This is a genomic window from Seonamhaeicola sp. MEBiC01930, from assembly GCF_045277075.1.
In the GTDB taxonomy this organism is placed as follows: Bacteria; Bacteroidota; Bacteroidia; order Flavobacteriales; family Flavobacteriaceae; genus Seonamhaeicola.
The window spans coordinates 402,599-422,100 of the sequence record NZ_CP104270.1; the positions used below are offsets into that span (position 1 = coordinate 402,599).

General features: G+C 32.5%; 17 protein-coding genes. 6 read left to right on the plus strand and 11 right to left on the minus strand.

Annotated features, from left to right (window positions below; all coding sequences use genetic code 11):
* Positions 1–65: 65 nt before the first annotated feature.
* Entirely contained in the window at positions 66–776 is a 711-nt protein-coding gene (locus tag N1F78_RS01920) for a hypothetical protein (RefSeq protein ID WP_406684504.1), read from the plus strand.
* A 37-nt stretch (positions 777–813) separates the two neighbouring features.
* Here the strand turns inward: N1F78_RS01920 and N1F78_RS01925 are convergent, their stop codons facing one another.
* The 6 genes from N1F78_RS01925 to N1F78_RS01950 form a co-directional block, all read right to left on the minus strand.
* Complete coding sequence (locus N1F78_RS01925; protein WP_406684505.1) at positions 814–1,977, minus strand: sigma-54-dependent transcriptional regulator; 1,164 nt, start codon at positions 1,975–1,977, stop codon at positions 814–816.
* Between the two features lie 2 nt (positions 1,978–1,979).
* The gene (locus tag N1F78_RS01930; protein WP_406684506.1) at positions 1,980–2,816 is read right to left on the minus strand and encodes a mechanosensitive ion channel family protein; all 837 of its coding nucleotides are present in this window, start codon (positions 2,814–2,816) and stop codon (positions 1,980–1,982) included.
* Positions 2,817–2,820: 4 nt separating this feature from the next.
* Positions 2,821–4,134, minus strand: coding sequence for an ABC transporter permease (locus tag N1F78_RS01935; RefSeq protein ID WP_406684507.1), 1,314 nt, complete (start codon positions 4,132–4,134; stop codon positions 2,821–2,823).
* Positions 4,135–4,136: 2 nt separating this feature from the next.
* Positions 4,137–5,063 carry an ABC transporter ATP-binding protein gene (locus N1F78_RS01940; protein WP_406684508.1) on the minus strand — a complete coding sequence of 309 codons (927 nt, stop codon included), beginning with the start codon at positions 5,061–5,063 and terminating at the stop codon, positions 4,137–4,139.
* A gap of 305 nt (positions 5,064–5,368) precedes the next feature.
* Positions 5,369–6,484 carry a molecular chaperone DnaJ gene (gene dnaJ / locus N1F78_RS01945; protein WP_406684509.1) on the minus strand — a complete coding sequence of 372 codons (1,116 nt, stop codon included), beginning with the start codon at positions 6,482–6,484 and terminating at the stop codon, positions 5,369–5,371.
* Between the two features lie 9 nt (positions 6,485–6,493).
* Positions 6,494–7,048: a nucleotide exchange factor GrpE gene (locus N1F78_RS01950; RefSeq protein ID WP_406684510.1), complete on the minus strand. Its 555-nt coding sequence runs from the start codon at positions 7,046–7,048 to the stop codon at positions 6,494–6,496.
* 148 nt (positions 7,049–7,196) lie between these two features.
* Between N1F78_RS01950 and N1F78_RS01955 the strand changes: the two genes are divergently transcribed.
* The gene (locus N1F78_RS01955) at positions 7,197–7,850 is read left to right on the plus strand and encodes a YceI family protein (protein WP_406684511.1); all 654 of its coding nucleotides are present in this window, start codon (positions 7,197–7,199) and stop codon (positions 7,848–7,850) included.
* 51 nt (positions 7,851–7,901) lie between these two features.
* Here the strand turns inward: N1F78_RS01955 and N1F78_RS01960 are convergent, their stop codons facing one another.
* Both N1F78_RS01960 and N1F78_RS01965 read right to left on the minus strand, forming a co-directional pair.
* Positions 7,902–11,936, minus strand: a complete 4,035-nt coding sequence (locus tag N1F78_RS01960; RefSeq protein ID WP_406684512.1) for an FG-GAP-like repeat-containing protein — start codon at positions 11,934–11,936, stop codon at positions 7,902–7,904.
* 63 nt (positions 11,937–11,999) lie between these two features.
* Complete coding sequence (locus tag N1F78_RS01965; RefSeq protein ID WP_406684513.1) at positions 12,000–12,674, minus strand: uracil-DNA glycosylase family protein; 675 nt, start codon at positions 12,672–12,674, stop codon at positions 12,000–12,002.
* Between the two features lie 61 nt (positions 12,675–12,735).
* Here N1F78_RS01965 and N1F78_RS01970 point away from each other — a divergent pair, with 61 nt between their 5' ends.
* Positions 12,736–12,828, plus strand: a complete 93-nt coding sequence (locus tag N1F78_RS01970) for a 30S ribosomal protein THX (protein ID WP_406685655.1) — start codon at positions 12,736–12,738, stop codon at positions 12,826–12,828.
* Positions 12,829–12,844: 16 nt separating this feature from the next.
* On the opposite strand, the gene N1F78_RS01975 is transcribed toward N1F78_RS01970, so the two are convergent.
* Together N1F78_RS01975 and yaaA are read right to left on the minus strand one after the other, a co-directional pair.
* Positions 12,845–13,567 carry a hypothetical protein gene (locus N1F78_RS01975; RefSeq protein ID WP_406684514.1) on the minus strand — a complete coding sequence of 241 codons (723 nt, stop codon included), beginning with the start codon at positions 13,565–13,567 and terminating at the stop codon, positions 12,845–12,847.
* Positions 13,568–13,570: 3 nt separating this feature from the next.
* Positions 13,571–14,329 (minus strand): peroxide stress protein YaaA, encoded by a 759-nt coding sequence (yaaA, locus tag N1F78_RS01980; protein ID WP_406684515.1) that lies wholly within the window; start codon positions 14,327–14,329, stop codon positions 13,571–13,573.
* Between the two features lie 142 nt (positions 14,330–14,471).
* On the opposite strand from yaaA, the gene N1F78_RS01985 reads away from it, so the two are divergent.
* Genes N1F78_RS01985 through N1F78_RS01995 form a run of 3 tightly spaced genes read left to right on the plus strand, consistent with a single transcriptional unit; the run spans position 14,472 to position 18,432 of the window.
* Positions 14,472–15,542 (plus strand): carboxymuconolactone decarboxylase family protein, encoded by a 1,071-nt coding sequence (locus N1F78_RS01985; RefSeq protein ID WP_406684516.1) that lies wholly within the window; start codon positions 14,472–14,474, stop codon positions 15,540–15,542.
* Positions 15,543–15,544: 2 nt separating this feature from the next.
* The gene (locus N1F78_RS01990; RefSeq protein ID WP_406684517.1) at positions 15,545–16,327 is read left to right on the plus strand and encodes an adenylate/guanylate cyclase domain-containing protein; all 783 of its coding nucleotides are present in this window, start codon (positions 15,545–15,547) and stop codon (positions 16,325–16,327) included.
* A gap of 32 nt (positions 16,328–16,359) precedes the next feature.
* Entirely contained in the window at positions 16,360–18,432 is a 2,073-nt protein-coding gene (locus N1F78_RS01995) for a polysaccharide lyase family 8 super-sandwich domain-containing protein (protein ID WP_406684518.1), read from the plus strand.
* A 25-nt stretch (positions 18,433–18,457) separates the two neighbouring features.
* Here the strand turns inward: N1F78_RS01995 and N1F78_RS02000 are convergent, their stop codons facing one another.
* Positions 18,458–19,492 (minus strand): RluA family pseudouridine synthase, encoded by a 1,035-nt coding sequence (locus N1F78_RS02000; protein WP_406684519.1) that lies wholly within the window; start codon positions 19,490–19,492, stop codon positions 18,458–18,460.
* Positions 19,493–19,502: the final 10 nt, after the last annotated feature.

Genomic DNA, 19,502 nt, shown 5'->3' on the forward strand with positions numbered 1-19,502 from the left:
TGTATTTTTATTTTTTTATAAATATACTAAAACCTTGTTTTCGATAAACGGCAAGTCAATTAATTATGTTTTTAATATTTTTGGAACAACCTACTTATAAACCAGCTCCCAACCCGATGAAAAAGACCTACCTTTTTTTATTCACCATTTTAATAAATTCTTCAATGTTTGCTCAAGATTTTTGTACGGATGCAGACTCTAATCTTATTTATGCCTATTCTAATATTAAAGACGCTTATGAGTCTAACAATTTAGACCATTTAAAATATTATTCTAATAAATCTTTAGAATCCTTAGAAAAAGCTAAAGTTAATTTAAAAAAATGTGGATGTGATAAGGCTTATAATTTAGTTTACAATGTCATTGAATTAGTTGCTAAAATTGAAGAGCAAAATACTTTTGAAGATGGACGCTTTTTTGTGAAACGTACTAAAGAAATTACACATAAAAGCATAACTGCCTTAAACGAATTCACAATTTCTTCAGGAGAAACTGATATTTCTCTAGTCGAAGAAACTAATAGTACAACTAAAAAACTAACTGATTTACAGGATGAAAAAGAAAAACTTATTAAAAATTACAAAGAGGGGCTTGCTCTCAATATTAAAACTTACAATACACTTTTAAAGCGCTATGGCAGTGATTATAATATTTCTACTAAAAGCGAAAGTAAAAGTGAATTATTAAATAAAGACACCAAAGAAATTAAAGCTTATTTTATTGAAAGCATAAAACAAGTAACAAACTTGTTTTTAGCAGAATTAAATGAAATTTAAAAAAAGAGCGGTATTTAAAACACCACTCTTTTCAATTTTATTTAGCCGCAAAGAGTTTTACATCTTGTTCACTAACTTCATTACCTCCAAGAATAATCAATCGTTCAACAACATTACGCAACTCGCGTATATTACCAGTCCAATCATAATCCTGCAGGAGCTTAATAGCTTTATCTGAAAATGCTTTTTGAGCCGTTCCTTGCTCTCCTGCTATCTTACTAGTAAAATGATTTATCAATAGAGGTATATCATCACGTCTATCATTTAATGCAGGGACTTTTATTAAAATAACTGCTAACCTATGATATAAATCCTCACGGAATTTTCCATCGGTAATTTCCTTTTTTAAGTCCTTATTAGTTGCAGCTATAACACGTACATTAACCTTAATATCTTTATCACTACCTACACGCTGAATTCTGTTTTCCTGCAAAGCTCTTAATACTTTAGCCTGCGCAGACAAACTCATATCACCAATTTCATCTAAAAAAATAGTACCACCATTGGCTGCTTCAAATTTACCGGCTCTATCCTTATTAGCACTAGTAAAAGCACCTTTAACATGACCAAACAATTCGCTTTCAATCAATTCACTTGGTATGGCAGCACAATTTACCTCAATCATATTTCCCTTAGAGCGCTCGCTTTTTTCATGTAACCAATGAGCAACAATTTCTTTCCCGGTTCCATTGGGTCCAGTAATTAAAACACGAGCATCGGTTTGAGCTACTTTTTCGATAATATCTTTAATTTGAGAAATGGCTTCACTCTCTCCTACCATTTCATACTTTTTGCTAACTTTTTTCTTTAATATTTTGTTCTCTACAACAAGTTCTTTCCTATCTAAAGCATTCCTAACAGTATTTAGTAATCTATTTAAATCTGGTGGCTTAGATATATAATCATAAGCTCCTAAACGCATAGTATTAACAGCTGTATCTAGGTCTCCATGACCCGAAATCATTACAATGGGTGTTTCTGGTTTAATCTTTTTAACAGCTTCCAGAACTTCTACACCATCCATTTTTGGCATTTTAATATCACAAAGAATCAAATCAAAATCTTCCTTCTTAATTTTATCAATTCCTGCTAACCCATCCTCAGATTCTTCAACTTGGTACGTATCACTTTCTTCTGAAAGTATTTTCACAAGCACTCTTCTAATCGCGGCTTCGTCTTCTATCACTAATATCTTAGACATTCTTATTGGTTTTGATTGTACAAATACACATCACGCTGTGGAAATGGTATTTTAATATTATTTTCACTAAACGTTTTATCAATTCTATAACGCAAATCACTTTTTATAAGTGGAACGTTAAAACTATCCTTTATATAGAAATGCAATTTAAATTTTAAAGCACTATCTCCAAAATCTTCAAACAACACTATAGGCTCAGGGTTATTTAAAATAGCTTCTTCTTGAATAGCAATTCCTAATAGCAATGCTTTCACTAAATCAACATCCGTACCATAAGCAACCCCTATCTCCACAAATTCTCTGGTTACCACATTATTTTGTGTCCAGTTATAAAGAATCTCGGTTAAGAATTTATGATTTGGAATCACTAATATTTTGTCATCATTGGTAATCGCCTTTGTGGTTCGCAAATTTATTTCGGTAACCTTCCCAACCTTTTTATCAATTTCAATAACATCATTTATAGCTACTGTTCTATCTACCAAAATAAATATACCCGAGATAATGTCTTGAAAGAGTTTTTGCATTCCAAGACCAATACCAACAAACAATGCTGTAGAAGCTGCTAATATAGCTGTAACGTGAACTCCTGAAGAATCTAATACAACTACAATTACCACACAAAATATAAGGTATTTTAAAAATGAAAAGACAGCTTTAAACCTATATTTATCTTCTTCTTGTAACTTTCTTGTGGTAAAAACCCTTATGGCCTTAAGAACAAGATGTGTAACAATTAAAACAAATACCAATAATACTAAGGTACCTATAGTAATTTTTATAGTTGCATTACTATTTTCATAAATAATTTGAGACAAAAACTCACTTATTGCTTTCATATCCCTAATATTTTATCCATTTTATTAATTCCTTATAACTAGGTTTTTTACCATACATTAAAATACCTACTCTATAAATTTTAGCTGCAAACCATACCGTAAACATAAAAGTTCCTAATAATATTAATAATGATAATACTTGTTGCCAAATAGGTACACCAAACGGAATACGCATAAGCATAACCACGGGAGAGGTTAATGGTATATATGAAAACACCGTTGAAATAGTTCCGTGTGGTTCTTCAATAACAGTGAAAATCCCGATATAAACAGCTAATATTAAAGGCATTAAAATAGGTAGAATAAATTGCTGAGTATCAGTTTCATTATCCACCGCTGCACCAATGGCTGCATATAAAGAACTGTATAGTAAATACCCTCCAATAAAGAAAAAGATAAAGGCTGCAATAAGATTCATTAAAGGCATGTTACTTAGTGCTTGTTTAAAAGACTCAAAGTAAAACTCAACCCCTTCACTTTGTGACGCCATTTCCATTAATTCCTGTTGTGGCATTGACGAGTCCATTAAACTAATGCCTAATACCAACGAAACTATAGTCATTAAAAGTCCTCCAAAAATCACCCATATTACAAATTGCGTTATGCCAGCTAATGAAGTTCCTATAATTTTACCAAGCATCAATTGAACAGGTTTAACGGAAGAAATAATAACTTCAATAACCCTGCTTGTTTTTTCTTCTATTACACTACGCATAATCATATTACCATAAATGATAATAAACATGAATAATAAATAGCCAGCAGCACACCCAAAAATTAGTTTTATAATACTATCTACTTTTGATGATTCTTCACCAGAAAAATTCTCTTGTCCAATATTAATATAAACTTTAGAATCTTCAATTTTAGATATATCTATATCTGCCTCTTTCATTTTTAAATTAGATAATTCTCTTTCTAACTTTCGTTCTAAATCAGATATTATAGTTAATGATGGTGATTCTGATGAATAAAATTTAATATGCTGGGATATTGAGTCTAAATCTTTAAATTTTTCAACATGTAGTAATCCATAATTTGAAGTGCCATCTACCAATTCTTTAGCTACATCCAAAGATACATTTTCAATTATATCATAGTTTATTTTATCGGTACTTTGAAAAATAGTTTTTACTAAACCTGATTCATCTAAAACCGAAATAGTTCTTACCTTTTCACTGTTAAGATTAGACAAATATGCCACAACTGCAATTAACGCTATCATAATGATAGGGCTTAAAATGGTCATTATAATAAACGATTTGTTTTTAACCTTGGTTAAATATTCGCGTTTTATTATTAATGGAAGATGGTTCATAATTAGTTATTCTGTACAGTTTGAATAAAAATATCATTGGCACTTGGAATCACCTCAACAAAATGGTTTATATATGCCTGCTGATTTAAAAATGAAATAAGGTCTTGTGCAGTTTCGTTTTCTGAAAGCTTAATATTTAATTTTAAATCTTCATTTAAAGATTTAAAATTTGCGTCAGACACCAAAAATTTTTTAGCTAAACTTTCTTTTAATGACAATTTGTTTTTTGCTTCCAATCCAACCTCAAAAGTATTTGTTTTAAATTGCCTCTTAATATTAGTTAATTTACCTTCAAGTATTTTATTAGACTTATGAATTAATGCTATATCATCACACAATTCTTCAACAGATTCCATTCTATGAGTTGAAAAGATAATTGTAGCACCATCTTCTCGTAAGCGTAAAATTTCGTCTTTAATTAAATTTGCGTTTATGGGGTCGAATCCAGAAAAGGGTTCATCAAAGATTAGTAGTTTAGGGTTATGTAGCACAGTAACTACAAACTGTATTTTTTGAGCCATACCTTTTGATAACTCTTGAATTTTTTTGTTCCACCAATCTCCAATTTCCAACCTGTCAAACCAATATTTTAAACGTTGTTTGGCTTCCGTTTTAGTTAATCCTTTTAACTGCGCTAAATACAAAGCCTGCTCACCCACTTTCATTGATTTATATAACCCACGTTCTTCAGGCAAATAACCTATTTCTCTAATATGAGAAGGATTAAGTAGGTCTCCATCTAAAAGCACTTTACCAGAATCTGGCATAGTTATTTGATTTATAACCCGGATTAAGGTTGTCTTTCCCGCTCCGTTTGGACCCAATAGACCAAAAATACTCCCTTTAGGGACATTAATAGATACATTATTGAGTGCTTTAAAATCTCCGAATTTTTTTGAGACTTCATGAACTTCTAACAAGTTGCTCATATTTTAAAAATAAATCTTGATGGTCTGGTAAATATATTAAAAGTTTGTCTGTAACTTCTGGGAATAGTTACAATTTAATAGATTGAAAATAATTAATGCTTACAAAAACAAAACCCATCCTTAAAACAATATTAAGGATGGGAAAAAAATTGCTATGAAAAAGAAAAATTACCACTAAAATAAATTAGTGATAATCCAAATATAGTTTTTTTTTCAATACTATTAACAAAACTCGTTGATAACTTATAATTTAAAATCGAAATAAATAGCCTTAAATTATAAGTTATTTTAAAAATTAATAGTTCTTATGAGAACATATCTTTCACTTTTTCAAAGAATGATTTATCAGAACTTTCTGGTTTTGGGTCAAAATGTTCATCTTCTCTCATGCTTTCAAAAAATTCCTTTTGTTGTTTACTTAAAGTTTTAGGTGTCCAAACATTAACATGTACTAAAAGGTCTCCTTTTCCGTAACCATTAATACTTGGAATTCCTTTTCCACGTAAGCGTAAAATCTTACCAGATTGAACACCTGCTTCTACCTTAATCCTTACTTTTCCAGTAACGGTGTCTATTTCTTTTGAAGTTCCTAAAACAGCATCAGGGTAACTTACGTATAAATCGTAATGTAAATTATCGCCTTCTCGTTGTAGTTTATCATGTACCTCTTCTTCAATAACAACAAGAATATCGCCAGCTATACCATTACCCGGTGCTTCATTTCCTTTGCCAGACACCTTTAACTGCATACCATCAACAACACCTGCTGGTATCTTTATTGAAACTGTTTCTTCAGCAACTTTTAAACCTTGAGCATCGGCATCAGCAGGTTTTTTATCAATGGTCTCTCCTGCTCCTCCACATGCATTACATGGCGCAGAGGTTTGCATCCTACCTAAAATTGTATTCGCAATTCGCGTTACTTGCCCAGTTCCGTTACAAGTTGAGCAAGTTTTATAAGTTGTTCCTGGAGCCTGAACCTTACGCTTAACTTTTATCTTCTTCTCAACACCATTGGCTATTTCTTCTAGGGTTAACTTAACTCTTATTCTAAGATTACTACCTTTAACACGACGTTGACCGCCTCCGCCACCAAAGCCAGAGAATCCGCCAAAGCCTCCACCACCAAAGATATCACCAAACTGACTGAAGATGTCATCCATATTCATGCCACCGCCTCCAAAGCCTCCACCATTTTCAAAGGCTTGATGACCAAACTGATCATATCTTGCTTTTTTATCGGCATCACTTAAGACTTCATAAGCCTCGGCTGCTTCTTTAAACTTAGCTTCAGCACCTTTATCATCCGGATTTTTATCAGGATGAAACTCAATAGCTTTTTTACGATAAGCCTTTTTTATCTCTGAAGCGCTAGCTCCTTTACTAACTCCTAATACTTCGTAATAATCTCTTTTTGCCATGATTAAATTTTATTGCCCAATTACAACTTTAGGGAAACGAATTACCTTATCACCTAACTGATATCCTTTTTCAATTACATCAATAATTTTTCCTTTCAAATCTTCATTTGGAGCTGGAATCTGCGTTACCGCTTCATGATTATCAGCATTAAAATCATCTCCTTTTTCAACCTTAATCGCCGATAAGCCTTTCTGCTCTAATGTTGTTAACATTTTTTGATATATAAGCACGACTCCTTTGCGTAATTCCTCCGCTTCCTTATCTTCCTCTATATGTGTCAATGCACGCTCAAAATCATCAATTATTGGTAACAAAGCAACCATAACTTCTTCACCTGCCGTTTTAAACAACTCTAAGCGTTCTTTAGAAGTTCGTTTTTTATAGTTTTCAAATTCTGCAAACAGACGTAAAAACTTTTCCTTTTCTTGCTTTACCTCATCTTGAAGCTTTTCCTCTAATGTTTGTTCTTCAACAGTATCTTCTACTTGACCTTCTACTTCAACAGTTTCAGTTTGTGTTGCTTCAACTGGTTCTTGCTCTATGTTTTTATCTTTTTTGCTCATCGCTACTATTAAATTTATGCAATTCTATAATTGGTTGGCAAAAGTACTGCCATTATTGTAAAAATGTCAAAATGTCACCAATTATTTTTAAGTTTTTTTTATAAAATCAATTAGCTAACTTTACACTTATAACTTTAAAAAATTTATTATGAAAAAAAGCATTTTATCTGTTTGTATTATTGCTATAATTAGCTTTACGGCTTTTAACTGTAAAGACAAGGCTAAGGAAGCCCAAACTTCAGAGGCTGAAATAGTTGAAGTTGCACAGGTTTCTTCTGAAAAATACACCGTAAATTTAGATGAATCTTCAATTCATTGGCAAGGTTTTAAACCAACGGGTAAACACAACGGAACAATTAATCTTACTAATGGATCAATTGATGTTACTGCTGAAAAGATTTCTGGTGGAAATTTCACTATTGATATGAATTCTATCGTTGTTTTAGATATTCCTGCTGAAAAAAAAGGCAATGCTAAACTAACTGGACATTTAAAAAGTCCCGATTTTTTTGATACTGAAACTTTTCCAAATGCTACTTTTGAAATTACAGGTTTAGAGGAAGTTGAAGGTAAAACCATGCTTTCTGGTAATTTAACTTTAAAAGATCGCACTAATAATGTTACATTTCCTGTAAGTATTTCTAATGAAAACGGAACAATATCTTTAACAAGCGAAACCTTTACAATAGACCGCTCTAAATGGAATGTAAAACATCAATCTAAATCATTTTTTGATAATCTAGGAGATAAATTTATTAATGATGAAATAGAACTTAAAGTATCTGTAAAAGCTACTAAATAACTTTTTTTTAGTATATTATAACAAGAACCACCTTATGTAAATAAGGTGGTTTTATTTTTCAACTATTATAACCTTATAAAAATTATTTACTCGTAATACATATAACCCTGCTGATATTGATTGGGGCAATATGACTTTAACAGCTTCATTTTGTTCATCAAACTGTATATCTGTGGGTTCAATATGTTTTCCTTGGTAATCAAAGATTGTTATAAAATCATTTGTAGATGCATTTTTTATAAACAACCTATTTCCTTTCACAGGGTTTGGGTACAATTTAATTTCCGGAGTATCTTCCTCTAATGGTTCTTCTGAAAAATACGATAACCCAAAATTATAAGCAACTACTCCTATTTGTTCCCCTATTAAACGTCCGGGTAGATCATCTGCGGGTGGGTGAATACCTCCCCAAATTCTAGAAAGGCTAGTTTGATCTGAGGCATCTCTATAGGTTGCCCATTGTAAAATTACATCAACTGAAGGTCCCTTTTCAAAAACTAAAAACTCATCCTTTTTTGCCACAAACTCTCCTATACCGCCGGGAAAAAACTCATCACCAGTAATTAAAGTCATAACCTCAGCGGCCGCTCTGGAAAAAGTTGAATGTCCAGAAACATACCCAGCAAAAGGAGGCGTTACAAAAGATGGTCTTTGATAAGGCCACCAATTTTCGGCTAAAATCCAATCTACACCAGCCACATCTGTTTCGGCGTCATTTATTTCATCATGCCCCTTCCATGCATATAGCTTTATTTTTCCAACGTGCTCATTATTTGGTCCACTTAGCTCATCTCCTTCTTCTACCACTTCTACAAAACCTTCATCTAAGGGTATGCCACCAATATGGTAATTAGGAAGGTTTACATTGCTACTTTGCCCTAATTCACACATGTATCTAATAGCCGAAATTGGTCTTATATAGTCATACCATCCTTTTATACCCCAAGCAGTTATGGCCGAATCATGCATTGCGCCAGCCAAAATAAAATAGCTTTTCACATCCCATTCTAAAGGCGTTAAAACATCTCCTTTACCATTAAACTTCTTTACTAATAAGGGATGATCATTCACATAATTAAGTATTGTAAACCAGTGTCCTGGTGGTGTTTCTGAGTCTGGTCCGTCAGCCCAAAACTCGGCTAAGACCCTAGCATAATCTGCTCTAGGCACCATCTGAGTTTCATAAGGCAGACCTGTACTAGGGTTTAAATTGTGACCAAAGCTTATATCTCCCCCATCAATTTCATTGTAAAAATTTGAATATTCAGAAAACAAACTTGGGATTGATTCTATATCTATATTCCCTATAGATTTTGGTGAGATATCCCACATTACTCCATCGGTTGGGTCTAAATGTGAACTCCATTTAGACACCAAGGCAAAGTTCCATTTATATAAATTACTAGACTCAGTATTGGCTGTAATATCCAATTGAGGTGGTATATCTGGATTATGATAAACAGTAAAGCTTCCTCCTTCTCTTTGAAATACTTCTTTATCCTCTTCTTTTAATGCAAATGGGTATACACTTCCCCACTCTGGGCTTAAAAAAGAAGGGGTATCACCGATAATAAGATTTCCGCTCTGATCAATGAAAGTGTCGAAACTTAAAGGTTGCCATCTGTTAGGATTAATTATTCCTGTCCCTTCATTATTCGAATCTAATATTAAAGAATTATTAACGGTATTGTAAAACAAATTTTCATAATCGTTAATTTCTTGAGCCCCATCTGTTAACCCATAATTAATTAAAGTTTGTCCAACATAATTCCCTAATGCTGCCGCATCTCCCGATTCATAATCTAGAGATGTAAAATTTGTATCATACCCTAATTGATTCATAATCAAATTAAACCTTTCTAGACTCTCTTCACCTCCTGGCGACAAGCTAAAACGGTGTGTAAGCAATCTATAAACAGCATAACTCATTGCTTTTCCAACCGAAATTTCAACATCTTCGGATGGCGTAAACCCATTTAATTCACTCTCAAAATTGTTTATCGAATTTCCAATTAAATAAGGTCTTGCATTATCATAATAAATAGCCCAAACATCATAAAGAGCTACCGATGTATGAAATAAATTTCTAGCATGAACTGTGGGGCGAGCATAATCATTTCTTATAGCTTCAAGAAGTGCCTCATTCCATATTCTTGCAATTGATAGATTTAGAGAGTTCTTTGTAACATTAAGATTCACATTTAAATAACTTGTCTCACCTATGCAATCATCACTGGTTTCATATACAGCTATCTCTCCAATTTCTTTTACACCCCATTTAACAGATATATTTCCAGTGCCTTGACCTGAAACAAGTTCTCCGCCTTTAACTGACCAAACAGCCGAAGCACCCTCATTTAAAGGGTACCTATAAGCTTCAATACTATTTAAACCAGATTCTGTATTCCCTATGATTTCTTTAGCTGGAATATATTCACAACTGCCATTATTGAATGTTGCTAATGGATTGTATGTACATGAATTTGGATCTGTACAACCATAAATTTTTGGACTCGGTTGAATGTTTAAAATTTCATATCCAGACCCTTCCGTGAATTTAATATCAACATTAGTCTCAAAATCTAAAAAAGTTTCAACTAGACCGGATGGCCATGAAATTTCTATTTCTTCTATTTCATTAGTACCGTTTAACCCAAAATGAACAGGTTTTAAACTTTGTGATAAAAAACCAATACCACTTTGATATCTTAACATTGAACCATTACTAGTTGTAACCTTAACCTTTGTACCGATAGCATCCCTATTAGAAATGGTTCCTTGTAAATGTACCTTAAGCCAATTTAAATTTTCTGATTGATTATTGTTAATGGTTTTATTTTCATAAAACAATGATTCACCAATGGAGTTGGCAACATAAATATCTAAATCGCCATCATTATCATAATCAAAATCAACAGCTTCAGAGCTCCTAGTAGCATCATTTAAAACAGAATTGGAATCAATTCTTTCAAATATATTTTGCCCGTCAGTAAAAAGGTTTTCAAAATAAATATTCTCCTGATTTGGAGTAGACCTAAAACCATTTACTACAAATAAGTCTTCATCTCCATCTAAATCAAAATCTGAAAATTTACATCCCCAACCCCATCCAGCTGGTGTAACATTTTTTTCAAATGCTATCTCCGTGTAATATCCGCTTTGGTCTTTCTCTAAAAGTGCATTTTCGTTTATACCAGTCATGAAAAACTCAAAATTTCCATCATTATTATAATCACCCATTGTAACGCCCATGGCATCTAATAGCGTAACAGCTACATTATATGTACTGGCTTCATCAATAAAAGTTGAACCATTTTGGTTAATAAATAGCCTATTTGGACCACTTTTATCATTACATACATAAAAATCAATCCAGCCATCCTCATTAAAATCATAAGGCAACATTGAAAAACTCAAATAAGGCTCATCAGAATTTATATTGGAACTTTGACTAACATTTTCAAACGTACCATCTCCGTTATTCTTATAAAGTAAATTTCCACATTCACCCCATTCGTTAATAAAAAGATCCAAATAACTATCATTATTATAGTCAACCCAAGTAGCGCCGGTATTTCTGCAGTTATTTCTTCTAATAATACCTGCAGAATTAGTTACCTCTAAAAAAGTACCATCACCTTGATTATGAAAAAGTTGAAGTTTAAAGGAATGTGTGAAAAATATATCTGGAAAACCATCATTATCATAATCTCCCCAAAATACTCCCATTTTTACACCATCTAAACCGGCATAAGAATCCGCATATTCTTCAATTGGAAAAAGGTTATCTAAATTGGCATTTGTGGTTACATCAGTAAATGATCCATCATTATTGTTTCGGAATAACTTACTAATGGAATGCGTATCTTCTTGATTATCTTGTTCTTTGGCTACAACAAAAACATCCAAATCTAAATCGCCATCAAAATCAGCTACAGCTACACCATTATTATCACTTAAATTGTTTAACCCAGAAGCCAAGGTAACATGCTCAAAATTTTGAGCGATAATTGAATTGCTGAAAAATTGAATTAACAATAAACAACCTGTAAAAATAAAACCAAATGAGGGTAGTTTTATAACCAAATTCCTGTTTTTTATAAATATAGGAATTACTCTTAATTTTCTATTACTGATATCGGGTTAGAGTTAAAAAAAATCTTTGTACTGCATTACTCTAAAATCAAAAGTTGTAAAACTGGGATACTTAGATTTTAATTCTTTATACAATTTCATACTTCCAATTGCTCTATTGGCACTTCCTGATGCTGATGTTAAGGAAACTGTTTTTATAACTCTAGATTGTGCTCTATGTTTTGAATGAAACATTGTAAACTGATGAATTCTTGGGATTTCATTATTCACTAATTCCAGCTTCAAGTCATAATTTTTTAAATGTTTTCTAAAGAAATATTCTGGACCGTTTTTGCTATTTCCTCCTGTGAATAAGACAGTATCAATACTTGTATATTGTTTTATATAACGAATAACATCACGCAATATAATATTAGTCATTCCTAAATCTGAAGCATCAATCTTTTCTCTTTCACAACTAGCAACAATATCACAAACACCAATTTTATGCTTAATTAAAAATTGTTTACGTTCCTCAATGGCTTGTTTAGAATTATCATACCGCAATCCTAAATCATGAATTTTATCAATATAAAACCATAATGAATTATAGTAACTGCCATAACAAAAATCTACATCTTTTTCTAACAAATCTCCAGTTGAAAACCTTGGCGGAGGTAAAGTTCCAACAATCAACTTAGTGGTATCATTCTTAATGAAAGGTGGATATGGATGCTTATGCTTAAACACTTGTTTTAATTTTTAATTATTTTTAAAGGAAACAATAATTATTTAATTATATGAAAGGGTTATAAAAAACCTTCGACGTGGTAAAATAAGTAATGGCAGTTATGGTGTAAGACGTTCACGAAAAAAGAGTAAACCGGTAATTGCAAAAAACTAAGGCGAAAACTAAATAATTAAATTGTTTGTAATAATTTTTCAACCTCAGATATAGTAATTCGATAAAGGCGTTTATTGGGTTTAGTCATATGTTGCGCTTCGGATGAAATAGATTCCAAAATTTCTTTGGCTTCTTCAGTCTTATTTCGACTTATTAAAAATTTTGCAAAAACCAGTCGTTCATTATAAAACGAAAAACGCACGTCAATACTTTTTAAATTTTCTTCTGCTTCATTAAGTTTACCTTCCCTTTCAAGAGCTAATCCGTAAATGAATTGAGTTCTTGATTTTACAAACTCTTTATGAGATTCAATACCTTCAGCATAAATTAAAATACTTTTATAATCTTCAATATTATTAAATGCTTCAATCATGTTCTTAATCACATAGAAATCGTTTTGAAAATTTCCATCTAAAGCTTCTTTATAATGACTAAGGGCATTTTGATTATCTCCAATTTCTAAATAAGCATCAGCTAAATTAACTCGGTTCTGGTAAGACTCTGAAAACTCTAATTGCTTTTCTAATTCCTTAATTTTTTTGGTAGGATTGATAATGTGTGTAATCTCATTAGTAATCTTTTCTGCATCCCGCTTATTATAAACCTGTGTTATTAAATAAATTATAGCTCCAACAACAGGTAGAAATAGAATTACAAAAATCCAATAATAAGGTGTTCTATACCTAATAACATGATATATGCAGTAGCCTTTAAGAAACAGTATTAAATAGTACCACATAAATTATCTAATAAAAACCAATTCGGTATTAGATGACATTTCTTCGTTAAAGCCATAACCTTCATAATTAAAACCTTTAACGTCATCAATAGTATTGGCATTTGTATCTACAATATATCTTGCCATCATACCCCGAGCTGCCTTGGCAAAAAATGATATCATCTTATATTCTCCGTTTTTAAAGTCTTTGAAGCTTACCGTAATCACAGGAACTTTAAGGACTTTTACATCTATAGCCTTAAAGTATTCATTGCTAGCAAGATTAAGAAACAACTCATCTTCATTCAATTCATCATTTAAAGCCGACGTAACAGTCTTTTTCCAAAACTCATAAAGGTTTTTATTTTTTCCAACAGGGAATTTAGTTCCCATTTCCAATCTGTAAGGCTGAATTAAATCTGTTGGTTTTAAGATTCCATACAACCCCGAAATGATACGAACCGTATCTTGAAGCTTATCTAATTTATCTTGTGGAATGGAATAAGGATCCAGCCCTCTGTAAACATCACCGCTAAAAGCATAAACCGCAGGTCTAGAGTTATCAGAAGTAAACGGCAAACTCCATTCTTGATTTCGTTCATAATTCAATTGCCCCAATGCATCAGAAATCTTCATGAGCTTAGATAAACTTCTGGCAGATTTCTTTTTAAGCAATTTATTTAAACGTTCAGCCTGTTTTAAAAAACAAGCTTCAGTATTCAAGGTAGTTGGTAGTTCACTTTCAAAGTCAAGTGATTTAGCTGGAGATAAAACTAATTTCATTTATTCATTATATTAATATCTCAAATTTACAATTACTAGTCGACTTACAAAACAGCCACTACCATTTATTTCGGCACTAAAATTGAAAATGATAATAAAAGCTTTTTTGATAGAGAGCTAAAATTTGGCTAAATTCGTTACCATGGCAGAACTACTAAATGACATAGAATGGAGTGAACCCACCTTATCTATTGTATATGATCCAGAATGGGAAGCTGAAGTAAAAGCAGATATAGGTAAAGTTATGGATTTACATATGCGAACATCAAGAAGCTTGTGGTTACGCAATATTGCTTTAAAGTGGCCTAGGTACGAACCTAAAGAATTCCCTAGGAAATTAGCTGATATATGTATACTCGTTGCAGCACAAGAAAATGCATGCCGCTATTGTTTTGGTGTAGCCAGGTCTTGGATGCGCCTTTGGGGTTATTCTCAACAGATGATTAATAATATTGAAAGGAATACCCAAATGGCAGAATTAGATGAAAAAGAAAAGGTATTAATACGCTTCTGCCGGAATTTGGCAAGGTCAAACCCAAGACCACCAAAAAACGATCGTGATGCACTTCTGCGTTTAGGATATTCACCCTTAGCAGTTGCCGAAATGGCTTTTTTTATTGTAAATCAATGTTTGGTAAATAGAGTTTCTACATTTCTAGCTGTACCACCTATGACTGAACTGGAACGTCTCCCTAACAGTTTACTCGGAAGAGTTTTAAGACCTCTTATTGGAAAAAAATTGAGAAGTATGAGCTGGACAGAAACGGGAAAACTTGAAGGCGACCCAAAATCCTTCCCTGGAGTTGTGCAAAAGCTTATAGGCTTACCTGCCGCTAAAGCTATGAATGATGCTTTACAAGGCGCTTTTGAATCTGAGGGTTTATCAAGAAAATTAAAAGTTTTAATGTTTGCCGTAGTTGCCAATAGTTTAGAGTGCGAATTTTGCATAGCCGAAACTCATGATATGGCATTAAAATGCGGTTTTACAGAAGAAGAGTTTAATAAAGCACTAGCCACATTATCCTCGCCATACCTTAATGAAAATGAAGAAAAAATATTATCGTGGACAAGAGAAACTATACACTTTCAAAATGGTCCTATGCAATCTAGGGTTAAAGAATTAGCTCAAGAAGTTGGAGAAACTTTAATGTTAGAAGCAATTGGTGTAGCTTCTTTAGCAAACTCTACTGTTAGACTCGCTGTACTTCTTTAAGAATGAATTTACTTTACTATATCCTAATCACTGTTATAATACTTAGTTTATTATTGCTAGTTATTTTTCAACAGAAAAAAAAGAATAACAGATTAGAAAAACTGTTAGCCCTTACAAATGAAAAACTTGAACGACTTCAAATTCATTTTGGAAGATTTACACCAGAAGAAGTCATTGAACACCTTAGTGATTCAGATGATGTCTTTAAACCAACCAATCGCTCGGTTACTGTACTTTTTGCAGATTTAAGAGGTTTTACTAAAATGTGTGAGGAAATGGAACCGACCATTGTAGTTGGAATTCTCAATGGGTATTTCAGATGCATGAGTCAGGCCTTGACCAAACATCACGGACAAGTAACAGAATTAATTGGAGATGGTATTTTGTCACTTTTTGGTGCATTAAAAAATAATCCTTGGCAAAGTCAGGATGCCGTAAAAGCTGCTTTAGAAATGCGTGAAGCTTTAGAAGAATATAATAAAGAACTTAAGTCTAAATCTTACCCAGAGTTATCTTTTGGTATTGGTATACATAAAGGGAAAGTACTTGCTGGGGTTATGGGTAATTATGAGTTGAGCAAGTTTGGTGTTGTTGGAGACCCTATTAATGTTGCTGCTAGAGTAGAGGCACTTACCAGAGAATTAAACACTGATATTCTTATAACTGAGGAAATTAAAACTGAGCTAGACGAACGCTTTATACTAAAAAAAATGCCTCCGGTTATGGTAAAAGGAAAATCTAAACCTGTTGTTACATATACTGTTGAAAGTTTGGTAAAAAAGTAGTTTAAACAGCAACTTTATCAAAATAAATCTAAATGAAAACCTATAAATTCGCCTTAATTCTCACCTTAATTTTCTTTCATCATCTTAGTTATGCTCTTGACTTTGATAAACTCAAGAAAAATTTCACAGATTTTTATTTGCTTGAAAATATAAATGATCAAGAAATTCAAGAGTTACTGCAACTTATTACTAGTGATTTTGCTTTTTCTGATATTGATTATAAAATGCACAGAAGAAGTAATTGGCAACCTAGAACACATTTGAAACGTCTAATTACACTTTCTTCTGCATATAAAAATAAGAATAGTAAATATTACCAATCTGAAAAATTAACCGAAATAATTATTGGAGCATTAAACTATTGGAGTTACAATAATTTTTATAGTGATAATTGGTGGCATCAAGAAATTGGTATTCCACAAAGTTTAGGCCCAATACTTATTATTTGTGAGTCAATCATACCAGATTCTACCATGACAAAATCGCTAAAAGTGATGGATAAATCCAGAATATATAAAACTGGACAAAATAAAATATGGCTAAGTGGTAATGTGTTTATGCGTGAGTTATTAAGAGGTAATAGCAATTTAATAGACTCCGCTGCTAACACCATAAAATCTGTAATGGTTCCATCAAAACCTTATGAAGAGGGTATTCAACCAGATTATTCTTTTCATCAACATGGTCCACAACCACAGTTTGGAAACTATGGCCTGCACCTGGCAGAAGACATCATAAAATGGATGTTTATTTTTAATAAAACAGACATTGCCTTTTCTAATGAAAAGGTAGACCTCATGCGTAATTTAATGTTTGAAGGCCAGCAAAAGGTTGTTTACAAAGGAAAGTATGAGATTTTAGCAACAGGTAGACAAATATTCCCTGAGAAAGTAAACGGCCAAAAATATCGAGGCCCTATTGCCAAATACGAACTATATAAAAATCTGGAACATATATTTAATGAATTTGATACCCAAACTAACCCAACATCCGCTCCTAATGAATATGTTCATTTCCGAAATTCTGACTATAGTTTATATAGAACCAATACATTTTTCTCTCCAGTTCGTATGTCTTCAAAACGTGTTATTGGAGGAGAAGCGGGCAATGGAGAAAACCAAATGGGATATTATTTAGGAGATGGCACCAATCTAATTTATAGAAATGGCGATGAATATCATGAAATTTATCCGGTATGGAATTGGAAAAAATTACCTGGCACCACAACAGTACAAGACACTGCTAAATTAGTTCCCTTAACTTGGGATGGATATAAAAACGGTTCTCATTTTACTGGAGGATTAAAAGGTAAAACAGTTGGAATAACAGCCTTTAAATACAGAAGAGATAGCCTAAAAGCCAACAAATCTTACTTCTTTATAAATAATAAAGTTTACGCATTAGGTTCTGGAATTAAAACTAATAGAAATTTTGAAGTAGTAACAACAATTAATCAGTGTTATAAAAAAGGTGATGTTCATGTTTTTAAAAACAAAGGTGAAATCACTTCTGTTTGGCATGACAGTATTGCTTATATAAGTTTACAGAATCAAAAACTAAATGTTAGGCAAAAGGCCCAAACTGGTAACTGGAAAAAAGTACTAACATGGCATAGTGATAGTATAATTTCTAAAAATATTTTTGATTTAGAGGTTAGTCATGGCACGAATCCTAAAAATGAAAAATATGCTTACGCTAGTGTAGTAGGGATAGATAAAGGAGATATAAAAAAAGTTATAAAAAACGAATTAGGTATAATTATAGCACTCAAAAATGAAGTACATGCAGTAAAGTTTGACAATAGCAAAACAATTGCGATAAGTGCTTTTAAATCCTGCGTAATAGATATAAGCAAATCCCAAAAATTAAAAATTAAAACTCCCTGTTTATTAAGCTTAACTCAAACTTTAAACGGATGGTTAATTGAAGCTGTAGACCCAACTCAACAACAAAAAACATTAGAATTTGAAATAACAGGCAAATACCAAATTAAGGGTCAAAATCTTTCAGAAAGAATAGAAAACACAACACTATTTTCTATTACAACTCCAAATAAAATTGAAGAAAAAGGAATGAAGACTTCGATAGAATTAATTTCAATTTGATTCACTTAGTTTATTGAATACCCAATTACATATCTTGATGTTTTGAATACCCACGCCATTTTTCAATACACTGTTGTATATCTTCAGGGATTTCAGAAGTAAATCGCAAAAACTCACCAGTTTTAGGGTGCTCGAACCCAAGAGTTTTTGCATGTAATGCTTGCCTTGGCAATATTTTAAAACAATTGTCTACAAACTGTTTGTATTTAGTAAAGGTAGTGCCTTTTAAAATCTTTTCACCACCATAACGCTCATCATTAAACAAGGTATGCCCTATGTGTTTCATGTGCACACGAATTTGATGCGTACGACCAGTTTCTAATTTACAAGACAATAATGTTACATAACCTAGACGCTCTAATACTTTAAAGTGGGTAACTGCTGGTTTCCCCTTTTCAGATTCATCAACTAGAAAAACAGTATTCTGTAATCTGTTTTTTGGATGTCTACCAATATTACCTTCAACGGTACCTTCATCAGCCTCAACATTCCCCCAAACTAAAGCCACATATTCTCGCTCACTAGTTTTTGCGGCAAATTGAGCTGACAAATGATTCATAGCACCTTCTGTTTTTGCAACAACTAAAAGCCCGCTAGTGTCTTTATCTATTCTATGAACTAACCCTGGCCTGTCGCTTGAATTGTTTGGCAGATTATCAAAACGATAAATTAAGGCATTTATCAAAGTCCCTGAGTAATTCCCATGCCCTGGATGCACCACCATACCCGCAGGTTTGTTAACTACAAGAAGCTCATCATCCTCATAAACCACATCAATTTGAATATCTTCGCCAACCAATAAGGCTTCATAAGTAGGATGCGTAAACATTACCCTAATTTTATCATCTGGCTTTACTTTATAACTGGCTTTTACTGCCGTATCATTTACAAAAAGCCCTCCTTCCTTAGCTGCAGATTGAATCTTACTTCTATTTACATTCTCGATAAAATTCAACAAATATTTATCTATACGCAAGGGAGCTTGACCCTTACCAACGGTTAGTGCATGATGTTCATACAGATTATCTTCTTCTGGCAATTGTGGTGTATAGTCCTCCATTCAAAAAAAA